The organism is Streptomonospora mangrovi, assembly GCF_027604915.1.
In the GTDB taxonomy this organism is placed as follows: domain Bacteria; phylum Actinomycetota; class Actinomycetes; order Streptosporangiales; family Streptosporangiaceae; genus Streptomonospora; species Streptomonospora mangrovi.
In genome coordinates, this window is record NZ_JAJAQC010000009.1 from 91,886 (window position 1) to 109,581 (window position 17,696).

16 protein-coding genes are annotated in these 17,696 nt (G+C 75.6%); 9 read left to right on the plus strand and 7 right to left on the minus strand.

The genetic code is table 11. The annotated features are described in order from the left end of the window. Positions 1–30: 30 nt before the first annotated feature. The 5 genes from LG943_RS07630 to LG943_RS07650 all read right to left on the minus strand — a co-directional run bounded on the left by LG943_RS07630 (position 31) and on the right by LG943_RS07650 (position 5,137). Entirely contained in the window at positions 31–852 is an 822-nt protein-coding gene (locus tag LG943_RS07630) for a hypothetical protein (RefSeq protein ID WP_270071496.1), read from the minus strand. Positions 853–1,025: 173 nt separating this feature from the next. Next, positions 1,026–1,976 carry a DUF1177 domain-containing protein gene (locus LG943_RS07635; protein WP_270071497.1) on the minus strand — a complete coding sequence of 317 codons (951 nt, stop codon included), beginning with the start codon at positions 1,974–1,976 and terminating at the stop codon, positions 1,026–1,028. 149 nt (positions 1,977–2,125) lie between these two features. Beyond that, positions 2,126–2,767 (minus strand): aspartate/glutamate racemase family protein, encoded by a 642-nt coding sequence (locus LG943_RS07640; RefSeq protein WP_270071498.1) that lies wholly within the window; start codon positions 2,765–2,767, stop codon positions 2,126–2,128. Continuing rightward, on the minus strand, positions 2,764–3,474 hold the full coding sequence (locus tag LG943_RS07645; RefSeq protein WP_270071499.1) for an AroM family protein: 711 nt from the start codon (positions 3,472–3,474) through the stop codon (positions 2,764–2,766). Before LG943_RS07645 ends, LG943_RS07640 begins: the two co-directional genes overlap by 4 nt. 13 nt (positions 3,475–3,487) lie before the next feature. After that, positions 3,488–5,137 (minus strand): OPT/YSL family transporter, encoded by a 1,650-nt coding sequence (locus LG943_RS07650; RefSeq protein ID WP_270071500.1) that lies wholly within the window; start codon positions 5,135–5,137, stop codon positions 3,488–3,490. 225 nt (positions 5,138–5,362) lie between these two features. On the opposite strand from LG943_RS07650, the gene LG943_RS07655 reads away from it, so the two are divergent. The 8 genes from LG943_RS07655 (at position 5,363) to LG943_RS07690 (ending at position 14,804) form a co-directional block, all read left to right on the plus strand. After that, positions 5,363–6,214 (plus strand): IclR family transcriptional regulator, encoded by an 852-nt coding sequence (locus LG943_RS07655; protein WP_270071501.1) that lies wholly within the window; start codon positions 5,363–5,365, stop codon positions 6,212–6,214. 10 nt (positions 6,215–6,224) lie between these two features. After that, positions 6,225–6,986 (plus strand): dipeptidase PepE, encoded by a 762-nt coding sequence (pepE, locus tag LG943_RS07660; protein WP_270071502.1) that lies wholly within the window; start codon positions 6,225–6,227, stop codon positions 6,984–6,986. A gap of 57 nt (positions 6,987–7,043) precedes the next feature. Continuing rightward, on the plus strand, positions 7,044–7,337 hold the full coding sequence (locus tag LG943_RS07665; protein WP_270071503.1) for an ArsR/SmtB family transcription factor: 294 nt from the start codon (positions 7,044–7,046) through the stop codon (positions 7,335–7,337). After that, positions 7,334–7,729: a VOC family protein gene (locus LG943_RS07670; protein WP_270071504.1), complete on the plus strand. Its 396-nt coding sequence runs from the start codon at positions 7,334–7,336 to the stop codon at positions 7,727–7,729. Before LG943_RS07665 ends, LG943_RS07670 begins: the two co-directional genes overlap by 4 nt. A gap of 234 nt (positions 7,730–7,963) precedes the next feature. Next, a complete protein-coding gene (locus LG943_RS07675; RefSeq protein ID WP_408648562.1) occupies positions 7,964–8,860 on the plus strand; it encodes an RNA polymerase sigma-70 factor in 897 nt (298 codons plus the stop codon). Positions 8,861–9,076: 216 nt separating this feature from the next. Further along, positions 9,077–10,867 carry a sensor histidine kinase gene (locus tag LG943_RS07680; protein ID WP_270071506.1) on the plus strand — a complete coding sequence of 597 codons (1,791 nt, stop codon included), beginning with the start codon at positions 9,077–9,079 and terminating at the stop codon, positions 10,865–10,867. A gap of 836 nt (positions 10,868–11,703) precedes the next feature. Then, positions 11,704–12,948 carry a DUF1611 domain-containing protein gene (locus LG943_RS07685; RefSeq protein WP_270071507.1) on the plus strand — a complete coding sequence of 415 codons (1,245 nt, stop codon included), beginning with the start codon at positions 11,704–11,706 and terminating at the stop codon, positions 12,946–12,948. Then, positions 12,936–14,804 carry an ATP-binding cassette domain-containing protein gene (locus tag LG943_RS07690; protein WP_270071508.1) on the plus strand — a complete coding sequence of 623 codons (1,869 nt, stop codon included), beginning with the start codon at positions 12,936–12,938 and terminating at the stop codon, positions 14,802–14,804. The genes LG943_RS07685 and LG943_RS07690 overlap by 13 nt, the downstream gene beginning before the upstream one ends. Before the next feature lie 162 nt (positions 14,805–14,966). Here the strand turns inward: LG943_RS07690 and LG943_RS07695 are convergent, their stop codons facing one another. After that, on the minus strand, positions 14,967–15,785 hold the full coding sequence (locus LG943_RS07695) for a CPBP family intramembrane glutamic endopeptidase (protein WP_270071509.1): 819 nt from the start codon (positions 15,783–15,785) through the stop codon (positions 14,967–14,969). Between the two features lie 293 nt (positions 15,786–16,078). Between LG943_RS07695 and LG943_RS27675 the strand changes: the two genes are divergently transcribed. Further along, positions 16,079–16,384: a hypothetical protein gene (locus LG943_RS27675; RefSeq protein WP_333486335.1), complete on the plus strand. Its 306-nt coding sequence runs from the start codon at positions 16,079–16,081 to the stop codon at positions 16,382–16,384. Positions 16,385–16,641: 257 nt separating this feature from the next. Here the strand turns inward: LG943_RS27675 and LG943_RS07705 are convergent, their stop codons facing one another. After that, positions 16,642–17,565, minus strand: a complete 924-nt coding sequence (locus LG943_RS07705; RefSeq protein ID WP_270071510.1) for an ABC transporter ATP-binding protein — start codon at positions 17,563–17,565, stop codon at positions 16,642–16,644. Positions 17,566–17,696 lie beyond the last annotated feature (131 nt).

Genomic DNA, 17,696 nt, shown 5'->3' on the forward strand with positions numbered 1-17,696 from the left:
GAGCCGGACCTGGCGCCGGGTCGGGCCGCCTCACGCCGGCGGTCCGACCCGGCGGACCGCGCGCAGGTCGCCGGCCAGCAGGTCGGCGTGGGGGATCGCGAAGTCGCCGTTGGGCATCCAGCCGTGGAACCGGGCGCCCACCACCGCGCGCGGCAGGAAGGGGGCCAGGCCGGGGCCGAGGGTGTCGCGGTAGTGGACGGGCGACCCCCAGCCGGGCGCGGCCTCATCGGTGCCGAAGAGGACCGTGTGGTCGGTGCGGACCCGGGCGGCGGGGTCGGGCGCGCCGCCGGTGTGGCTGTCCAGCGCCGGGGCCGCCAGCAGGTCGGGGTCGTGCGGGGCGTACCACACCAGCAGCGGCTTGGCCTGGCGGCGCTCGGCGTTGTCGAAGCAGCACACCGCGAACACGTGGCCGGGGTAGCGCTCGGTGTAGAACCGCAGCAGTCCGGGGTCCAGGCGGGGGCGCCGCTTCGGGGGCACCCGGTCCAGGGCGGCGGGGATGAGGGTGGCGTCCTCGGCCACCAGCACCGTGTAGACGTCGTGGTCGAAGACCTCGACGGGGGGCGCGCCGCCCGCGTCCATCCAGTCCATCGCGGCGCCCGGGCTCACGGGCAGCGGCGGCAGGGCGCGGACCATGTCGGCCAGGACGTGCTCGGCGCCGCCGACGGGGACGAAGTTGCCCCGGCCCAGCGCCCGCGCCGGGAAGTGCAGCACCATGGCGTTGGGGCCCTCGGCCAGGTTGCGCGCGGAGTTCTGGTAGCCGACGACGTGCACGAGCCCGTGCTGGGGGTGCCGCAGCCGGCCGGCGTAGAGGGTGGTGGCGAAGAAGTCGGCGGGGGCCATGGAGACGCACATGCGGGCACCGTAGCGGGGCCGGTGCCGCGCCCCGCCACGGGGGCGTCCCCGCCGGAGCCGGCGCCCGGCGCGCACGCCGCCGCACCCGCCCACCCGGCGGTCGGGGCGGGCGGGTGCGGCACGCGGGTGCGGCGGGCCGGGCGGACCCGGCGGGCAAAACCGGCCCGGCCGGCTCAGCGGGCGGCGGGCTCGCCCGCGCCGCGCAGGTGGGACATGCTGCCGTACAGCTCCCGCAGCCGGGCGACCTCGTCGGCGTCCACGAAGTGCGCGATGCCCCGGCCGTAGTCCTTGGCGGTCTCGATGACGAACCGGACGGCGGTCTCCACGCTGGCGAGGTCGGTGGCGCCGGTGGCCGACCCCGCCACGGCGGTCTCGGTCACGATGGCCACGCCCACCACCGGGGCGGCGGTGGCCGTCGCCGGCTGGAGGATCGAGTTCACGTGGTAGACCCCGTTGCCGTAGGGCGTGATGTCCTGCATGGTCAGCGGCATCACCACCGGCGGGCGGCCGGTGGTGCGCGAGACCACGTCCAGCAGGGTCTCGGGCACCCGCACGATCCACCCGTCCACCACCGCCGGGGTGATGGCGATGCCGTGGTGGTTGCAGACCCGGTTGCCCTTGGTGGTGTCCACCGACAGGATCGCGTCCATGGCGGGCAGCACCTCGTGCCGGTTGCTGACCTCCTGGTCCACGGCCGAACTCATGAACGGCACGGGGTCGTGCGGCTGCGTCGGGGCGTCGGGGTCGATGTGGGTGGCCAGCACGACATCGCCGGGCAGGGTGTCGCCCCGGCGGCGCATGTCCAGGAGCTTGGCGGCGGCGGCCACGGTGGTCAGGGCGCCGTCGCCGTCGCTGACGAACCCGATCTGCTCGGGGCGGGCGCCCAGGCCGCCGAGGCGGCCCAGGATCCCCAGGGTGGGCGCGGGCCCGCCGGAGGCGGCCCCGCCGGTGCCGGCGATCGTGACCCGGACGAAGTCGGTGGACCCGCCCTCACCCGAGACGGTCTCGACCACGACCTCGTCCTCGGCCGCGCCGTGGCGGCGCAGGTACTCCGCCACGGACGCGCCGTCGGCGGCCGGGGTGTCGAGCAGGTCGTGGGTCTCGATGACGTGGCTCCAGGACATGGGTTCCTCTCAGGTGTGGTGATGGGGGACCGCCGGCCCGGACGGGCGCGGGCGGCCGGTGCCGCCGCCGGCCGGGGCGGTCGCGGCGGTAAGCGGGTGCCGCGCGGCCGGTGCGCGCGGGCGGTGGCGGCCGGACCGGGGCACGGGGCTCAGCCCCCGGCCGCGTGCACGGCGGCGCGTGCCCCGGCGCGGACGGCGTCGACGACGGGAACCGGGACCCGGTCGGCCAGGTGCGCGGCCAGGCCGATGGTGGTCATGCCGGTGCAGGCGAACATCAGGCTGTCGGCGCCCATGGCCACCAGGCGCTCGGCGGCCCGCACCGACGCGGCCAGGCCCGCCTCGCCGCGCAGGTCGTGGGTGTTGCGCACCCCTTCGGGCACGAGCGCGGCCACGCGGGCCGGACCGAGCACGGAGGTGACGGACTCCGGGGTGCGGGTGGTGAGGTCCAGCACGCCCACCCGCGATCCCAGCTCCAGGGCGCGGCGCGCGGCCGACTCCCCGGCGCCGACCACGGGCACCCGCACCGCCGCGCGGGCCGCGGCCAGCCCGGGATCGGCCGCGCAGCTAATGAGCACCGCGTCGACCCCGTCCTCGCGCTCCATGCGCGCGGCCAGGTCGGGGACCTTGGCGGCGGCGAGCGCGAAGGTGGTGTCGTCGTGCACGCCGTCGGGCTGGTCGGGCAGGCACCGCGAGACGGCCGTCACGCCCAGTTCGGCCTCGATCACGCGGCCGTGCGCGCCTAGGTGGGCCGCGTCGTCGGTGGTGACCACGCGGATGACGCCGATCCTCACGCCGCCCCCCGCTCCCGTGCCGCCTTCAGCGAGTCCAGGACCTCGGCGGCCAGCCGCGCGCAGACCGAGCGGGCCAGCACCACCGGCAGGCCCGAGGCGGCGGCCGCGCGGGCGCGCATGTCCTCGGTGTAGCCGATGCAGTCCAGGGCCAGCAGGTCGGCGCCGGATTCGGCCAGGCGCCGCGCGGCGGCGGCCAGGTCGTCGGGGGTGCCGGTGTAGGGCGAGCAGACGTCGGTGACCACCCGGGCGCCGGAGGGCAGCCGGCGGCCGAACTTGGCCTCGGTGTCGGCCCGCTGCTCGGGCAGCGGGCACACCACGCCGACCGTCCCGCCCGCGCCGACCAGGGCGGCGGCGCCGAAGGCGATCAGCCGGTCGGGCACGAACAGCGGCCGGGTGTGGGGCAGGTCGGGGAACGCGCCGGTGCAGGCCAGCAGCACCGCGTCGACCTCGCGCTCCAGCTCGGCCAGGACGCCGGGCAGGCGCGCCATGACCAGGGACTCGCCCAGGACCACGGAGCCGCCGTCGGCGAGGCGGGTGGTGAGGGCGTGGTCGCCCGGGGCGACCGGCCGCGCCTCGATCTCGGCGCGGGTGAGGCCGTCGAGCACGCCGCGCTCGACCACGACGGCCTCGGGCAGCAGGGCGGTCAGTTCGGGGGTCAGGTCCGGGCGCGGCGCCTGGCCGATGGTGAGGACTCCCAGTCGTGTCACGGTGCCTCCCGGGCTAGCGGCTGAAGATGGTGCCGACGGAGTGGACGGAGTCGCCGGCGATGAGTCCGGCGCCGACCAGGGAGATCTCCTGCTCGCCCTTCTCACCGCGGCGGCGCTGCCACACCAGGCGGATCGCCAGGCCGGCCAGCACCAGCCACCCGGCGTTGGGGGTGGCCACCAGCAGGCCGGTGGCCAGCAGGACGCCCATCTGGCGCCGGGGGCCGCCCAGGAACTGCACGATCGCGCCGGGGATCGCCCACAGCAGCAGTTGGAGCAGGACGGAGGGGTCGGTCAGGCCGGCCTTGATGGTGTCGGCGTAGACGATCGAGGTGGGCGGCACCGCGCCCTCCTCGAACAGGCCCTGCCACAGCAGCGCGACCATGCCGATGGCCACCGCGAAGCCGATCATCGAGGAGAAGAGCTGCTGGCGGCGGCCGTCCAGCTCGAAGGCGGTGTAGGGGCGGCGGTCGCGGCGCAGGATCCAGCCGGCCTTGAAGTCGTAGCCCATGTCGGCGAAGGCCGGGCCGGTGGCTGCGCAGTAGCCCACCAGCAGCGCCAGCGGCACCCCCGGGATGCCCAGCGCCAGGCCCAGGATCAGGAAGATGAGGGTGACGGCGAAGGCGGGGAACCAGCCGGCGTGCATGGCGGCCAGGCCCACGATCAGCTCGTGGACCAGGGCGGCCACGGCGGCGAACAGGACGAACCCGATGATGCCCAGCCAGCTCATGTCCGACCACACCCCGCCGGCGACCGCCAGCACCAGGGCGCCCAGCGCGAACAGGGCGTAGCCCGAGCCCAGCGCCCGGCCCAGCGTGGCGCGGCCGACCGTGTAGGCCAGGGAGGGGTCGTCCTGGGCGGCGCGCTCGCGGGCCGCCTCGCGCTCGGCCTCGCGGCGGCCCTGCCGGCCGGCGAGGATGATGACGATCTGCACGAGGGCGACCACGCCCGCGCCGATCATGACGCCGTGGGGCACGTAGACGGCGTTGAGGTCGATTCCGGTCACCGCCGGGGAGTACTGGGCGACCAGCAGACCCACGGCGAACATGAGCAGCGCCCACACGTTGCCGATCATCGCGATGCCCGCGGCCGACATCGGCATGCCGAAGAAGGACGCGCCCAGGCCCACCACGCCGCTGCCGACCAGGATGGCGGCCTGGCGGCCGCCCCGGTCGCCGGCCTTGATGGTCTCGGCGGCCGCGACGCCGGGCGGCCAGGCCGCGTCGGCGGGCAGGAACCGCGAGCCGAACGCCTTGTAGAGCACCCACACGTCGATCAGCAGGCCAAGGGAGGCGCCCAGCAGCATCGGCCACACCAGGTCGGGCCGGCCGAACAGGAACGGGATCGCGATCGGGGTGAGCAGGGAGTTCGCGGCGGCGAAGGTGGCACCGGAGATCGAGGACTGGATGAGGTTCTGGCGGTTGGTGTTGCGGAAGGACCGCATGCCCAGGAACCCGATGCGCCCGATGAGCATCGCGATGACCGCGCCGATGACGCTGGTGTTGGGCGACACGCCGAGCGTCGTGATCATGTGGATCCCGATGACGGCGCCGAGGAGGCTCACCAGCACGGTGGTGATGACGACGACGGGCTCGAACGCCCGCGGGTGGCGGTCGCTCTCGGAAGTCTGCGGTTCGGTGGCCGAACCGGGGGCCGACGGTTCCATGTGTGGTCCTTCGCGGATGGCTCACGTCCGTCAAGGGCGGAGTTGTCACTGGTCAGGGGTGTGCGGGATGCGGCGACGGCGACGACACTGTCATGTCCCCTCACCCTCAGGCTGCCCGCCGTTCACCTGCCGGAGCAAAGGTTTCCCACTATCTGGGAGTTAAGATCAGATTTCGGTCCAGGGCGGACGGCGGTCCGGCCGGTCGGACGCACGTAGGGTGAGCCCATGTCCACCGGTTCCACCGGGCCCGCAGGCCCCCTCCAGACGGTCGACCGGGCGCTCGACATCCTGCTCAGCTTCGATGAGTACCGCACGAGCTGGGGCGTCCTCGAACTCGCCGAGGAGTTCGGCCTGTCGAAGTCGACCGCCCAGCGGTTGCTCGCCTCGCTCGCGGGCAAGGGGTTCCTGCGCGCCGACCCCGACACCCGCCGCTACGGCATGGGCCCCGCCATGTGGCGCATGGCCGGCCTGTGGGAGCGCTCGGGCGGGCTGTCGGTGCTGGCCGAGCCCCTGCTCGCCGACCTGGCGCGGGCCAGCGGCCGCACCGCGCTGTTCTGCGTGCCCGACGGCGCGCACGTGCGCTGCATCGCGGCGGTCAGCGGCACCGAGGGGCCGCGCCGCTCGCACCCCTTCGTGGACGAGCTGTACCCCGCCCACGCCGGGGCGACCTCCCGCGCCTACTTCGCCTTCCTGGACCCCGCCGAGCGCCGGGCGCTGCTGGCGGGCCGGCCCTCCGCCCGCTTCTCCGACCTCACCCCCTATGAGGAGCGGCAGGTGGAGGCCCTGCTGGACGAGGCCGTGGAGCGCGGCTACGCGATCTCCCAGGGCGAGTACGACGCCGCCTCGCGCGCGCTGGGCGTGCCCGTGTTCGGCGGGAAGCGCCCGGTGGGCTCGGTGTCCCTGGTGGAGAACAAGTACTCCGACCACGACGACGACCTGCTGGACCACCTGGCGGCGCTGCGCACCGCCGCCGACGAGCTGACCGGGCTGCTGTCCAACCGCCGCCCGGAACCGCCCACGCGCAACTGGAGGCGGGGCCACGGCGTGCGCCCCGCACCGCGCACCACCGCACCCTAGAAGGACGGCCATGCCCGAACTGCTCCTCTTCTCCAACTCCACCAACCACGGCCGGGGCTACCTCGACCACGCGTGGGAGGAGGTCGCGGCGTTCCTCGACGGCCGCGACCGGGTGGCGTTCGTGCCCTTCGCCGGCGGCGACCACGGCGCCTACACCGCGCGGGTGGCCGAGGCGTTCGCCGCGCACGGGATCGGAGTGACCGGCGTCCCGGCCGACGCGGAGGGCGGCGCGCGGGTGCTGGACGACGCGCAGGCGGTGTTCGTGGGCGGCGGAAACACGTTCCGCCTGGTGGCCGCGCTCCAGCGCACGGGGCTGATGGCGCGGCTGCGGGAGCGGGTGCTGGCCGGGCTGCCCTACATGGGGGCCAGCGCGGGCACCAACATCACCGCGCCCACCCTGCGCACCACCAACGACATGCCGATCGTGGAGCCGGAGTCGTTCGCCGCGCTGGGGTTCCTGCCGTTCCAGATCAACCCGCACTACCTGGACGCCGACCCGCGCTCCACCCACCAGGGCGAGACCCGCGAGACCCGGCTCACGGAGTTCCTGGAGGCCAACGACGTGGACGTGCTGGGCCTGCGCGAGGGCGTGCACCTGCGGGTGCGCGGCGCGGGGGCGGAGATCTCCGGCGCCACCGTCGGCGGCACGGCCGTGCAGCCCGACGCCCCGGGGCCCGCGATCGTCTTCCGCCGGGGCAGCGCGCCCTTCGAGGTGGCGGGGGACGTCACCGACCTGTTCGCCCGCAGGCCGCGGTTCGACCAGCCGGTCTAGGCGGAAGGTGCTGTTCGGGGCTTGATAGGCAAGTGGTTACTTGCCTATAGTGGGGCTGTGGCCGACGAGATATTCAAGGCACTGGCCGACCCCACCCGCCGCACGATCCTCGACGAACTCGCCGAGTCCTCGGGGCAGACCCTCTTCGAGATCTGCACGCGGCTGAGCATGAAGCACCGGCTCGGCATCTCGCGCCAGGCGGTCTCCCAGCACCTCGCCGTGCTGGAGGCCGCCGGGCTGGTCGAGAGCCGGCGGGAGGGACGCTACAAGTTCCACACTCTGAACCCGGACCCGCTGAAGCGCATCACCGAGCGGTGGACCCGGCCCGACCAACCGGAGAGCACACCATGAGAATCCGCCTGCTGAGCGTCTTCGTCGACGACCAGGAGAAGGCCCTGCGCTTCTACACCGACGTGCTGGGCTTCGTGAAGAAGCACGACGTTCCCATCAGCGGCGAGGACCGGTGGCTGACCGTGGTGTCGCCGGAGGACCCCGAGGGCCCCGAACTGCTGCTGGAGCCCGCCGGGCACCCCGCCGTGGCGCCCTACCGCGAGGCGCTGGGCGCGGACGGCATCCCGCTCGCCCAGTTCGCCGTGGCGGACGTCCACGCCGAGTTCGCCCGCCTGCGCGAGCTGGGCGTGGCGTTCACCCAGGAACCGCTGGAGATGGGCGGGGTCACCACCGCCGTGCTGGACGACACCTGCGGCAACCTCATCCAGCTCCTCCAGCAGCCGAAGGAGTAGCGCCGGTCGCCCGGGGCGGGCGCGGCCGCACCGCGCGTTGGCGCGGCCGGTGCCCGTCCTGTGCCGTTGCCGATTAGGCGCGCGCCGTCCGCGTTGTGATCCCCGTCTCGACGGTGTCACAACGGGAGGTGGGCCGGTGTCCTGTGTCCGGCGGGACACCGGGGCCGGCGGCCGGGACGGGCCGCCGGCCACGAGGCGAGCGGAGAGCGGGAGACAGTGCCAGACATGCCAGACATGAGCGACCACGCCACCGACCCGGCGACCGAGGTCTTCGTCGCCCACCGCAACCTGCTCTTCACCGTCGCCTACGAGATGCTCGGCTCGGCGGCCGACGCCGAGGACGTTTTCCAGGAGACCTGGCTGCGGTGGGCCGGCGTCGACCGCGAGCAGGTGCGCGACGAGCGCGCCTACCTGGTCCGCATCACCACCCGGCAGGCGCTCAACCGGCTGCGCACGCTCAAGCGCCGCAAGGAGTCCTATGTCGGCTCCTGGCTGCCCGAACCGCTGCTCACCGCCCCCGACGTGGCCGCCGACGCGGAACTCGCCGAAAGCGTGTCGATGGCGCTCATGTACGTGCTGGAGACGCTGGCGCCGACCGAGCGCGCCGTCTTCGTGCTGCGCGAGGTCTTCGACGTGGGCTACGACGAGATCGCGGAGGCCGTCGGCAAGAGCCCCGCCGCCGTGCGCCAGATCGCGCACCGCGCCCGCCGGCACGTCGACGCCCGCCGCCCCCGCCAGACCGTGCCCGCCGGCGAGGCCCGCCACGCCCTGGAGGCGTGCCGGCGCGCGCTGGAGACCGGCGACCCGCAGGGGCTCCTCGACGTGCTCGCCCCCGACGTCGTCTTCGTCGGCGACGGCGGCGGTGTGAAGCGGGCGGCGCTGCGGCCGGTCGTGGGCGCCGAGAAGATCCTGCGCTTCCTGGTCGGCGGCCTGGGCCGGATCGGCGGCGCGGTCACCGCCGAGGCGTCCCTGGTCAACGGCAACCCGGCACTGGTCGTGCGGCTGGACGGCGAACTCGACGGCGTCCTGGCGCTGCGCATCGAGGGCGGCCGGGTCACCGGGCTGTACTACGTCCGCAACCCCGAGAAGCTGACCCGCGTGGGCACCGAGACCCCGCTCACCCTGCGCTGACGCCCCGCCGCGCCCCGGCGCGGACGCCCGGCGGGGGCGGGGGTGAGGGGCGGGCAGGCGGAGGCGGGGGAACCAGGTGGCCGGTCCGGTGGGGGTGCCGCACCGGGCGGGCGCGCTCTCGCCGGTCTCCGGCGGCGGCCGTCCCGCGTGCGCGGATGAAACGATTCTCATCGCCGCTTCATGTTGGGCTGACCCGCGCCCGGCATCATCGCCACCATGAGAACGCGCAGGCGCGGCGAGCGACGTCGGGGCGGGGCCACGATCCGGCTGGACGTGGGCGACGGGTCCACCACGACCGTCTCCCTCCCGCGCGCACTGGTCCTCTCGGCCGCGAGCCCCACCGGCGACGCCGACGGCGCCCCGCCGCCCGCCCCGGCACGCCCGAGGCCCGACCGGGCGGCGCGCCGCCGCGCCGCCGCATGGGTCGCGCTGCTGATGGCGGCCGTGCTGGTGCCGGTGGACCTCGCCGCCTGGCAGGTGCTGCGCGCCGCCGTGGACGGACGGGTGGACCGCCTGCTCGGCTCGGAGATCACCGAGTTCCGCGAGTTCGCGGCCTCGGCCGCCGACCCCGCCGCAGGGCGGGACTTCGCCGACGTGGACGCCCTGCTCCAGGCGCACCTGGACCGGCAGCGGCCCGGCCCCCACGAGGTCGTGTTCGGGCACGTCGACGGCGACCCCGGCGGGCTGGTCTCCGCCGAGCGGGCGGCGCGGGAGGAGATCCTCGCCTCGACCGGCGCCCAGGGGGAGACGCCGACCCCGGAAGGGCTGTTGCGGTGGGAGAAGGCACGCGTGCACCTGCCGGGCGGCGCGGCCGGAGAAGGTCCGCGCGGCTGGTTCGTGACCGGCTACCTCGTGGACGCCGACATGGCCCGCGCCGACCGCACGGCTGGCGTGATCGCGCTGGTCAGCCTGGGCGCCCTCGCGGCGGCGGGCGCCCTGGGGTGGGGTGCGGCCGGGTGGGCCGCCCAGGCGGAGGGCCGCGCCCGCGCCGTGGCCGTCCCCCGGCCGCCCGGCCGCCGGTCGGGCACCCCGACGACCGGACGGAGAGACGGCGCGGACGACGACGAGGAGAAACCGGAGTCGGGTTCCGGCACGGGGAATTCGGGCGACGCGTCAGCCGAGGAGGTCGGCGGCGATGTCCCCGAGGACACCGCGCGGCTCGGCGAGCGCTTCGCCGCACTGGCCACCCGCCTCGCGGAGGCGCAGGCCGCCCTGGACGACGCGTCCGCCCAGGAGGGCGCCGAAGGCGCACCGGAGGGAGGCCCGGGAGCGGGGCGGGCCGCACCGGCGGGTGAGGGCGTCGCCCCGGGTGCGGACGGCGGAGGCGTGTCGGCAGGGGAAGGTGCCACGGGCGGGCGGCGCATCCGGTCGGCCGCCGCCGAACTCGACCGGATGGCCCGCATCGCCGAGGACCTGCGCCTGCTCGCGGAGGCGGAGCGCCCCGGGTTCGTGCGGCCGGTCAAGGTCGCCATGGCCGAACTCACCGTGGACGTCGACGCCCGGCTCCGGACGCGCACCGACCGCGAATGGCGCCTGGACGAGATCGCCGACGGCACGGCCTACCTCGACCCGCACCGCGTCACCCAGGCGATGGAGCGGTTGGCCCGCAACGCCGTCCAGCACACGGCCCCCGGCGCGACCATCCACACCGGTTCGGCGTTCTCGGCGGACGGCCGGACCGTGTCCCTGTGGGTGGCCGACTCCGGCCCCGGTATCGCCGAGCGCGACCAGCGGCGCGTCTTCGCCCCGTTCGCCGTGGCGGGCGCCTCCCTCGGCGGGGACGGCGACCCCCTGGCGCCGGGTGGCCGTGGGGGCGGCGCGGACGGCGAAGCGCGGCCGGACCACCCCGGTGCGGGCCTGGGCCTGGCGGTCGTCCGCGCCGTGGCCGAGGCGCACGGCGGCACCGTGGTGCTGCGGTCGGCCCCGGGCGAGGGCGCGGTCTTCCGCCTGGTCCTGCCCCTCGACGCCCGAGAGCCACAGGATGCCCGGGAAAAGCGGCAGGGGTGACCGTCCCCTCGCCTCGCGCGTCAGCGCCGCCCCCGGACTGGAAGAATCGGACATCCGAGTCCTGGTTTCTCGCATGCTGAAACACATTGGGGCTCAGGCGCGACGATATGTGTCCGGCGATCGCTCGGATGCGGAAAAGCGGAGGGTTGCCGCGCTCAGAATCGGGCGTTCGGGGCGAATTGCTCGGCCGGCCGCACGTCGCGTCTCACCATGTGGCCGTTGTGCTGTGGTGGGTGGCCGCGTGGCCTTTGTTTGGCAGTGGAGTGAAAGCGCAAACCGGGCAATGCTCCTGAAGCGGGCGGTTGCCTACAGCCGTCATCGCGCTTTCGTTTCCTGACCTCTGCCAAACCCTTGCCTCATCGCGCGGCGGCCGTCTTCGCCGTCGCGCTCCCGGTGCACGGCGGCCGTGCCGCCGCCCGATGGCGGGTCCTCGCCGCCTCGGCGGTGCGCCTGACGTGGGCTCATGCATGCCGCCCCCTGCGGCCGTATGCGGCCGTTTGCTCATCCGGCGGCCGTCTTCCGGCGGGAGACGCGCCCTGTCGGGCGCCGATCATCATGGCCGCTGCCGCTGCCGGTACCCGCGCCCGCGTGCCTCCGGGCGGGGTGTTCCTCATCTCGTCGGCGCGGTGCGGGCGAGGCGTGGGGGAGCGGTGTCCGCTCCCGAAGTCCTTGGTGCGCCGGGGTTCCGGCGAGTCGGGCGCTGCCGGGGTGCCGCCGGGCCGCCTGCCTCATTAAAGGGCTCTCATGAGCGGTTCAGAAAAGTCTCATTAGCGGCAATCAGGATTTTCCACATGGCTGGTGGGTCCCGCCACCAGCGGAACACGGAGGTAGTGAACATGACCGTCCCGCCGGCTTCCGCCGTCTCCGGCGTCGAGCTGCACCGGCTCACCGACGCCCGGCGCGCGGCGCTGAAGGTCTCCTACACAGTGCGCGCCCTCGACACCGACCGTCCCGAGCACGTCCTGTCCGGCCCCGGTGTGAGACCCCGCCACGGCGACATCGTCCTGGCCAGAGTCACCGCGATCGGCAAGCACACCCGGCTGGAGACCGCCGTGGGGCGGCGCGCCCACCTCTACCCCGGCGACGAGGTGCTGGTCGCCTACGGCGCGCGCTACGCACCGGACCAGTTCGAGGCCGAGCCGCCCGAGGACCTGCGGCCCTGCCACCTCGTGGCGGCCGGCGGGATCGCGTCGGAGGTCGTCAGCGCCCACGACGGCATGGCCGCGCCGACCTCCCTGGAGCCCGTGGGCCTGGTGGCGGACGCCTCCGGTACGCCCGTCAACCTGGCCGACCTCGTGGACCCGGCCGACCTGGCCGGCGGCGCGGACCTCGCCGGTCCGGTGGCCCCGCGCGAGCGGCGCGGCCGGGGCGGGGTGAGCGGGCTGGAGGGCCTGCGCGGCGCGGAGGGAGCGCCGGTTCCGGCGGTCCGGGCCGGCGGCCGGCGCCGGGGCGCGCCGGCGGTCTCCATCGCGGTCGTGGGCACCTCGATGAACGCGGGCAAGACCACGACCGGCGCGGCGCTCGTGCGGGGCCTGACGGCGGCGGGCTACCGCGTGGGCGCGGCCAAGGTCACCGGCACGGGCGCCGGCGGTGACCGGTGGATGTACCAGGACTCCGGCGCCGTGGACTCCCTCGACTTCACCGACGCCGGCCTGGCCACCACCTACCGCGTCCCCGTCGACCGGATCCTGGCGAGCGCCCACTACCTGCTGGACCGGCTGGCGGGCGCGGGCGCCGACGCGGTGGTGCTGGAGGTCGCCGACGGCGTGCTCCAGCCGGAGACCGCCGAACTCCTGCGCAACGGCGGCCTGACGGAACTGGCGCGCGGCTGCGTGTTCGCCGCCGGCGACGCCGCCGGCGCCCTGTACGGCACCGAGCGCGTGCGGGAGTCGGGGCTGCCCGTCCTCGCGGCCAGCGGCCGGATGACGGCCTCGCCGCTGGCGGTGCGCGAGTCGCAGCAGGTGCTCGACGCGCCCGTCTACGGGATCGAGGACCTCGCCGACCCGGCCATCGCGGGCGGGCTGGCCTCGCGGTTGAGCATGGGGCCGGTGCTGGACTCGGTGGCGGAATGGACGGCCTGACGGCGGACCGGGAGGCGGACCTGACCGGCGGCGATGCCCCGGGCGCCCGTCCCGGTGCCCACAAGCCCGGCCCCGGCCGCGCCGGCACCCCTGCCCCCACCACTCCCACCGCCTCCACCACCCCCGCTGACTCCGGCGGGGGCGAGGACGGCGCTGCGGTCGAGCCGCCGCGGCTGCTGGCCGGGCGGCGGCGGTGGACGTTCGCGCTGCTGGTGGCCGTCGGCTTCGGGCAGGCGGCGTCGGCCATCGCGTGGGCGTGGCTCGTCGGCCGCATCGCCGGCGGCCTGGGCGGCGGCGCGGCCGAGGCGGGCGGCGCCGGTGCGCTGCTCGCCCCGCTGGCCCTCCAGGTGCCCGCGCCGGTGCCCGCCCTCGCCATGCCGGTGCTCGCCTGGCTGCTGGTCCTGGTCGCCTCCGCCGCCGCGCTGCTGTACGCCGAGCGGGTGCTGGCCGAGCGCCTCGGCCAGTCCTGGGTCGCCGACGTGCGCACGAGCCTGTTCCGCCGCGTCATCACCTCGCCCGCCCGCACGGTCGGGCGCGGGCGCTCCACCGGCGGCACCTCGCTGCGCATGATGGGCAACCTCAGCGCGCTGCGCCGCTGGGCCACCCTCGGGCTGGCCAAGATCGCCGTCGCCGTGCCGCTCCTGGCCGGGTGCCTGGTCGCCTTCGCGCTGATCGACCCCTCGGTCGCGCTCGCGGCGGGCGTCACGACCGCGTGCGGCCTGGTCGCCACCGCCGCGCTGTCGCCCTGGCTGCGGTCGGCCCACCGCGCGGCCCGGCGCCGCCAGGCCCGGGTCGCCGCGCACGTGGTGGAGCGGGTCGGCGCGCCGCTGGTGGTGCAGGCGTTCGGCCGCGAGCGGGGCGAGCGCCGCGTCCTGACCCGCCGCTCCCGCAAACTGGCCGACGCGCAGGTGCGGCGCGCCCGCGCCGTGGGCGCCACCCGCGCCATCGGCGAGGCGACCACCCTGCTCGCCACGGCGGCGGTGCTGGTGGCGGTCGGCGCGGCCGGCCAGGGCGCGGGCGCGGCGGCGGTGGCGATCGCGATCGTGGGCGTCATGGTCACCCCGCTGCGGGAGCTGACCCGCATCAGCGAGTACCGCTCGGCCTGCGCCGTCGCCATGCGCCAGGTGCGCGCCGAACTCAACCGCCCGCGCCGGCGGCTGCCCGGCCGCACCGCGCCCGCGCTGCCCAAGGGCAAGGGCGAACTGGTCCTGGAGGGGGTGCGGATCAACGGCGTGCTGGCGCCCGCCACCGCGCGCGTCCCGGCGGGCTCGGTCGTCGCCGTCACCGGCCGCAACGGCAGCGGCAAGTCGACGCTGCTGTCGGTGATCGCGGGGCTGGTCCCGCCCGACGGCGGGCGGGTGCTGCTGGACGGCGCCGACATCGCCACCCACCGCACCGAGTCCGTGCGCGGCGCGATCGGCCTGGCCGGGCCGCACCTGCCGCTGATGCGCGGAACGATCGCCGACAACGTCCGCTACGCCGACCCCAAGGCCGACGCCCGCCGCCTGCACGAGGCGGTCCGCGCCAGCGGGCTGGACGAGCTGCTGGCGGAGCTGCCGCAGGGCCTGCGCACGCCCGTACGGGAGTCGGGCGCCGGGCTGTCGGCCGGCCAGCAGCAGCGGGTGGCGCTGGCCCGCGCCCTGCTGCCCGGTCCCCGCCTGCTCCTGCTGGACGAGGCCGACGCCCACCTCGACGCCCGCGCCGCCGAGGTGGTGGACCGGGTGATCGCCGGGTTCCCCGGCACGGTCATCGTGGTGGCCCACCGCCCCGAGCGGCTGCGGTCGGCCGACGTCGTCTGGCACCTGGACCGGGGGCTGCTGCGCGAGGAGCGCCGCGAGCCCGACACCGCTCCCTAGCTGCTCCCCGGTGCCGAGGGGGCTGTCCCGCTCCGCCCGACCCGGTCGGCGGCGGGTGCGGGGAGGCCGGCGGTCCGTGAACAGCGGCGCGCGCCACGGCGCGTCCGGCTTGCGCGGGACGGGCGCGGCGCGCACGGGGGCCGGGCGCGGCCGGCGGAGGGGTCAGCCGCCCATCGGCCCCGGGCCGGCGACCCCGGTGAACAGCACCAGCAGCGGCAGGGCCAGGTTGTTGACGGTGTGGACGGCGACGGCGGGCCAGATCGACCCGCTGCGGCGCATCATTTCGCACGCCACGACGCCCACCACGATCGCCGCCGGCAGCACGACGTTGATGCCGTGGAAGACGGCGAAGATCACCGAGCTGCCCACCACGCCGACGAGCGGGCCGTAGCGCAGCAGGTGGTTGGCGAGGACGCCGCGGAACAGGAACTCCTCGCCGATCGGGGTGAGCACCGACAGGAACAGGATCGTCAGGACCGCCGCCGCGACCCCGCCGCCGGCCGCGTCGTAGTACGCCCCCTGCGGGTTCTCGCTGAATCCGGTCAGGGTGACGAGGGCCCAGGTCACCACGCCCTTGATGAGCAGGGCGGCGATTCCGGCCACCGCGCCCGCCAGCATCCAGCGCCACGTCGTGCGGCGGATCCCGAAGGCGGCGAGCGGGCGGCGGCGCACCGCTACGGCCGCGCCGAAGCCGATGAGCCCGGCGATGCCCGACCAGGCGGCCAGGACCAGCCCGTGGACCACCGGGGACAGGTCCAGCGGGCCGATCGGACCGAAGAACACCACGGCGGCGGCGGCCACCACGAAGGCCACCAGGCCGACGGCGGTCTCGGGCCAGCCCGGCCGCACCGGGGCGGCGGCAGCGGCGGTCCCGGCGGCACCGGCGTTGCCGGTGGTCCCCGTGGTGTCGACGGCTTCCCCGGTTGCGGCGGTGTGGGCGGCGCCGGGCCGGCGCGGGTGGTCGGGGCGGATGTCGGACATGGGGTTCTCCTTCTTCTCCGGGTGGTCGTATCGGCGGGTACCGCCGTCGCGGCCGCCGCGCGGCGTCACCGGCGGGGCTCCCAGCGGAAGAGGCGGGTGGCCGCCGCGACGGCCACGGCGACCCAGGCCAGGGTGGGCGCCAGCAGCACCAGGGACTCCGTGAGGGCGAGCCCGCCGGTCCAGGCGCCGGCGACCAGTTCGGCGGCCGCGCCGCCGGGCAGCAGCCGCTTGAGCAGGGCGGCTCCTCGGTGCCGGAGAACCCCACCCAGCCGGATACGGCCAGGGTGCCGACCATGATCGGCAGCGTGGTCACCTGCGCGTGGTCGGGGGAGGTGGTCAGCCCGGCGGTCGCCAGTCCCAGGCCGAGCATCATGGCCGTGGTCGCCAGGACGGCCGCCACCAGCAGGAGGACGTCGGCCGGGCCGCCGCCGACCGTGCCCAGCACGGTCAGCACCACGGCCACCTGGACAAGGGTGATGGCGGTGACCGGCAGCAGCAGCCCGGCCAGGATCCCGGCGTCGCCGGCCGCCGTGGAGCGCAGCCGCTTGAGGAACAGGTTCTGCCGGCGCGAGGCGAGCGTGGTGACCGTGGTGGTGTAGAGGCCGATCGCGGCCATGAGGAACACCAGGACCGCGGCGACGGCGCCCGGCCCCAGCAGGTCGCCCACGGCCGGGAGCGCCTGGTGCAGGTAGATGTAGAACGCGCTGGACGCCGCCGGAACGACGAGCATGGTCACCAGGACCAGGCGGTTGCGGAAGATCTGGATCAGTTCGCCGCGGGCGATGGCGAGCATGGCGGGGTTCCTCCGAGTTCGCGGGGGAGGGGCGGAAACGGGACAGGGGGAGGGGACGCGGGTTCAGTCGTCGTCGATGGCGCGGAAGACGTCGTCGAGGCGCGTGGGTCCGGCCGCCAGGTCCGCCAGTTCCACCCCGTTGTCGCGCGCCCAGTCCAGGAGCAGCGACAGGTCCTTCTGGAGGGAGAACGTCTCGATTACGAACCGCCCCTCGCCCGCGCCGCTGCCGTCACCCCCGCCCACGGGCACGGCCGGCAGCGGCGGCGCCGGCGCGGCGGCCGAAGGCGGGCGGGCCGGCAGCGAGAAGCGGATCACCGCCGGCAGCGCCCGCGTCAGTTCCGCGACGGTCCCCTCCCGGTGGAGGGAGCCCCGGTGCATGAGCCCGATGCGGTCGGCGCGCTGCTGGGCCTCCTCCAGGTAGTGCGTGGTGAGCACCACCGTGGACCCGTCCTCGCGCAGCCGGTCCACGGCGGCCCACAGGTCGTCGCGCGAGCGGATGTCCAGGCCGGTCGTCGGCTCGTCCAGGAAGACCAGTTCGGGCGTGCCGTACACGGCGGTGGCGAAGTCCAGCCGCCGCTTCTCGCCGCCGGAGAGCTGGGAGACCAGGGTCCCGGCCTTGCGGGTGAGGTCGACGGCGCCCAGCACGCGGTCGACCCGGTCGGTGCGCCCGGTGAGGGCGCCGACGAGCCGGACGGACTCGCGCACCGTCAGGTCCGGCGAGAATCCGCTCTCCTGGAGCATGACGCCCATCCGGGGCCGCACCGCGCGGCGGTCGCGCGGGCTGCGCCCGAAGACGCGCACGCTGCCCGAGGTGGGAGAGCGGTGGCCCTCGACGGTCTCCAGGGTTGAGGTCTTGCCCGCGCCGTTGGTGCCGAGCAGCGCGTACAGCTCCCCGGGGCAGACTTGGAACGACACGTCCCGGACGGCGTGGAAGCCGCCGTAGCTCACGTTGAGGCGGTCGACGTCGATGACGGGTGTGGAGGTCATGCCCCGATTCCATCCTCCGGCGCGCGTCTTCGGCAGTGCGCCCGCGTCACCACCCGGCCGTGACGTTTCCCAGGGTGAGGACATGACGCGGCGTCACTGGTGGCGCTGGGGCGGGGGCGGGACACTGGGGG

Bases quoted from the DNA above. Each gene is read 5' to 3' on its own strand.
- LG943_RS07635 (WP_270071497.1), bottom strand. From the start codon at position 1,976: ATGTCCTGGAGCCACGTCATCGAGACCCACGACCTGCTCGACACCCCG.
- LG943_RS07685 (WP_270071507.1), top strand. From the start codon at position 11,704: ATGACCGTCCCGCCGGCTTCCGCCGTCTCCGGCGTCGAGCTGCACCGG.
- LG943_RS07675 (WP_408648562.1), top strand. From the start codon at position 7,964: ATGAGCGACCACGCCACCGACCCGGCGACCGAGGTCTTCGTCGCCCAC.
- LG943_RS07695 (WP_270071509.1), bottom strand. From the start codon at position 15,785: ATGTCCGACATCCGCCCCGACCACCCGCGCCGGCCCGGCGCCGCCCAC.
- LG943_RS07630 (WP_270071496.1), bottom strand. From the start codon at position 852: ATGTGCGTCTCCATGGCCCCCGCCGACTTCTTCGCCACCACCCTCTAC.
- pepE (WP_270071502.1), top strand. From the start codon at position 6,225: ATGCCCGAACTGCTCCTCTTCTCCAACTCCACCAACCACGGCCGGGGC.
- LG943_RS07655 (WP_270071501.1), top strand. From the start codon at position 5,363: ATGTCCACCGGTTCCACCGGGCCCGCAGGCCCCCTCCAGACGGTCGAC.
- LG943_RS07690 (WP_270071508.1), top strand. From the start codon at position 12,936: ATGGACGGCCTGACGGCGGACCGGGAGGCGGACCTGACCGGCGGCGAT.
- LG943_RS07650 (WP_270071500.1), bottom strand. From the start codon at position 5,137: ATGGAACCGTCGGCCCCCGGTTCGGCCACCGAACCGCAGACTTCCGAG.
- LG943_RS07670 (WP_270071504.1), top strand. From the start codon at position 7,334: ATGAGAATCCGCCTGCTGAGCGTCTTCGTCGACGACCAGGAGAAGGCC.
- LG943_RS07705 (WP_270071510.1), bottom strand. From the start codon at position 17,565: ATGACCTCCACACCCGTCATCGACGTCGACCGCCTCAACGTGAGCTAC.
- LG943_RS07680 (WP_270071506.1), top strand. From the start codon at position 9,077: ATGAGAACGCGCAGGCGCGGCGAGCGACGTCGGGGCGGGGCCACGATC.
- LG943_RS27675 (WP_333486335.1), top strand. From the start codon at position 16,079: ATGATCGGCAGCGTGGTCACCTGCGCGTGGTCGGGGGAGGTGGTCAGC.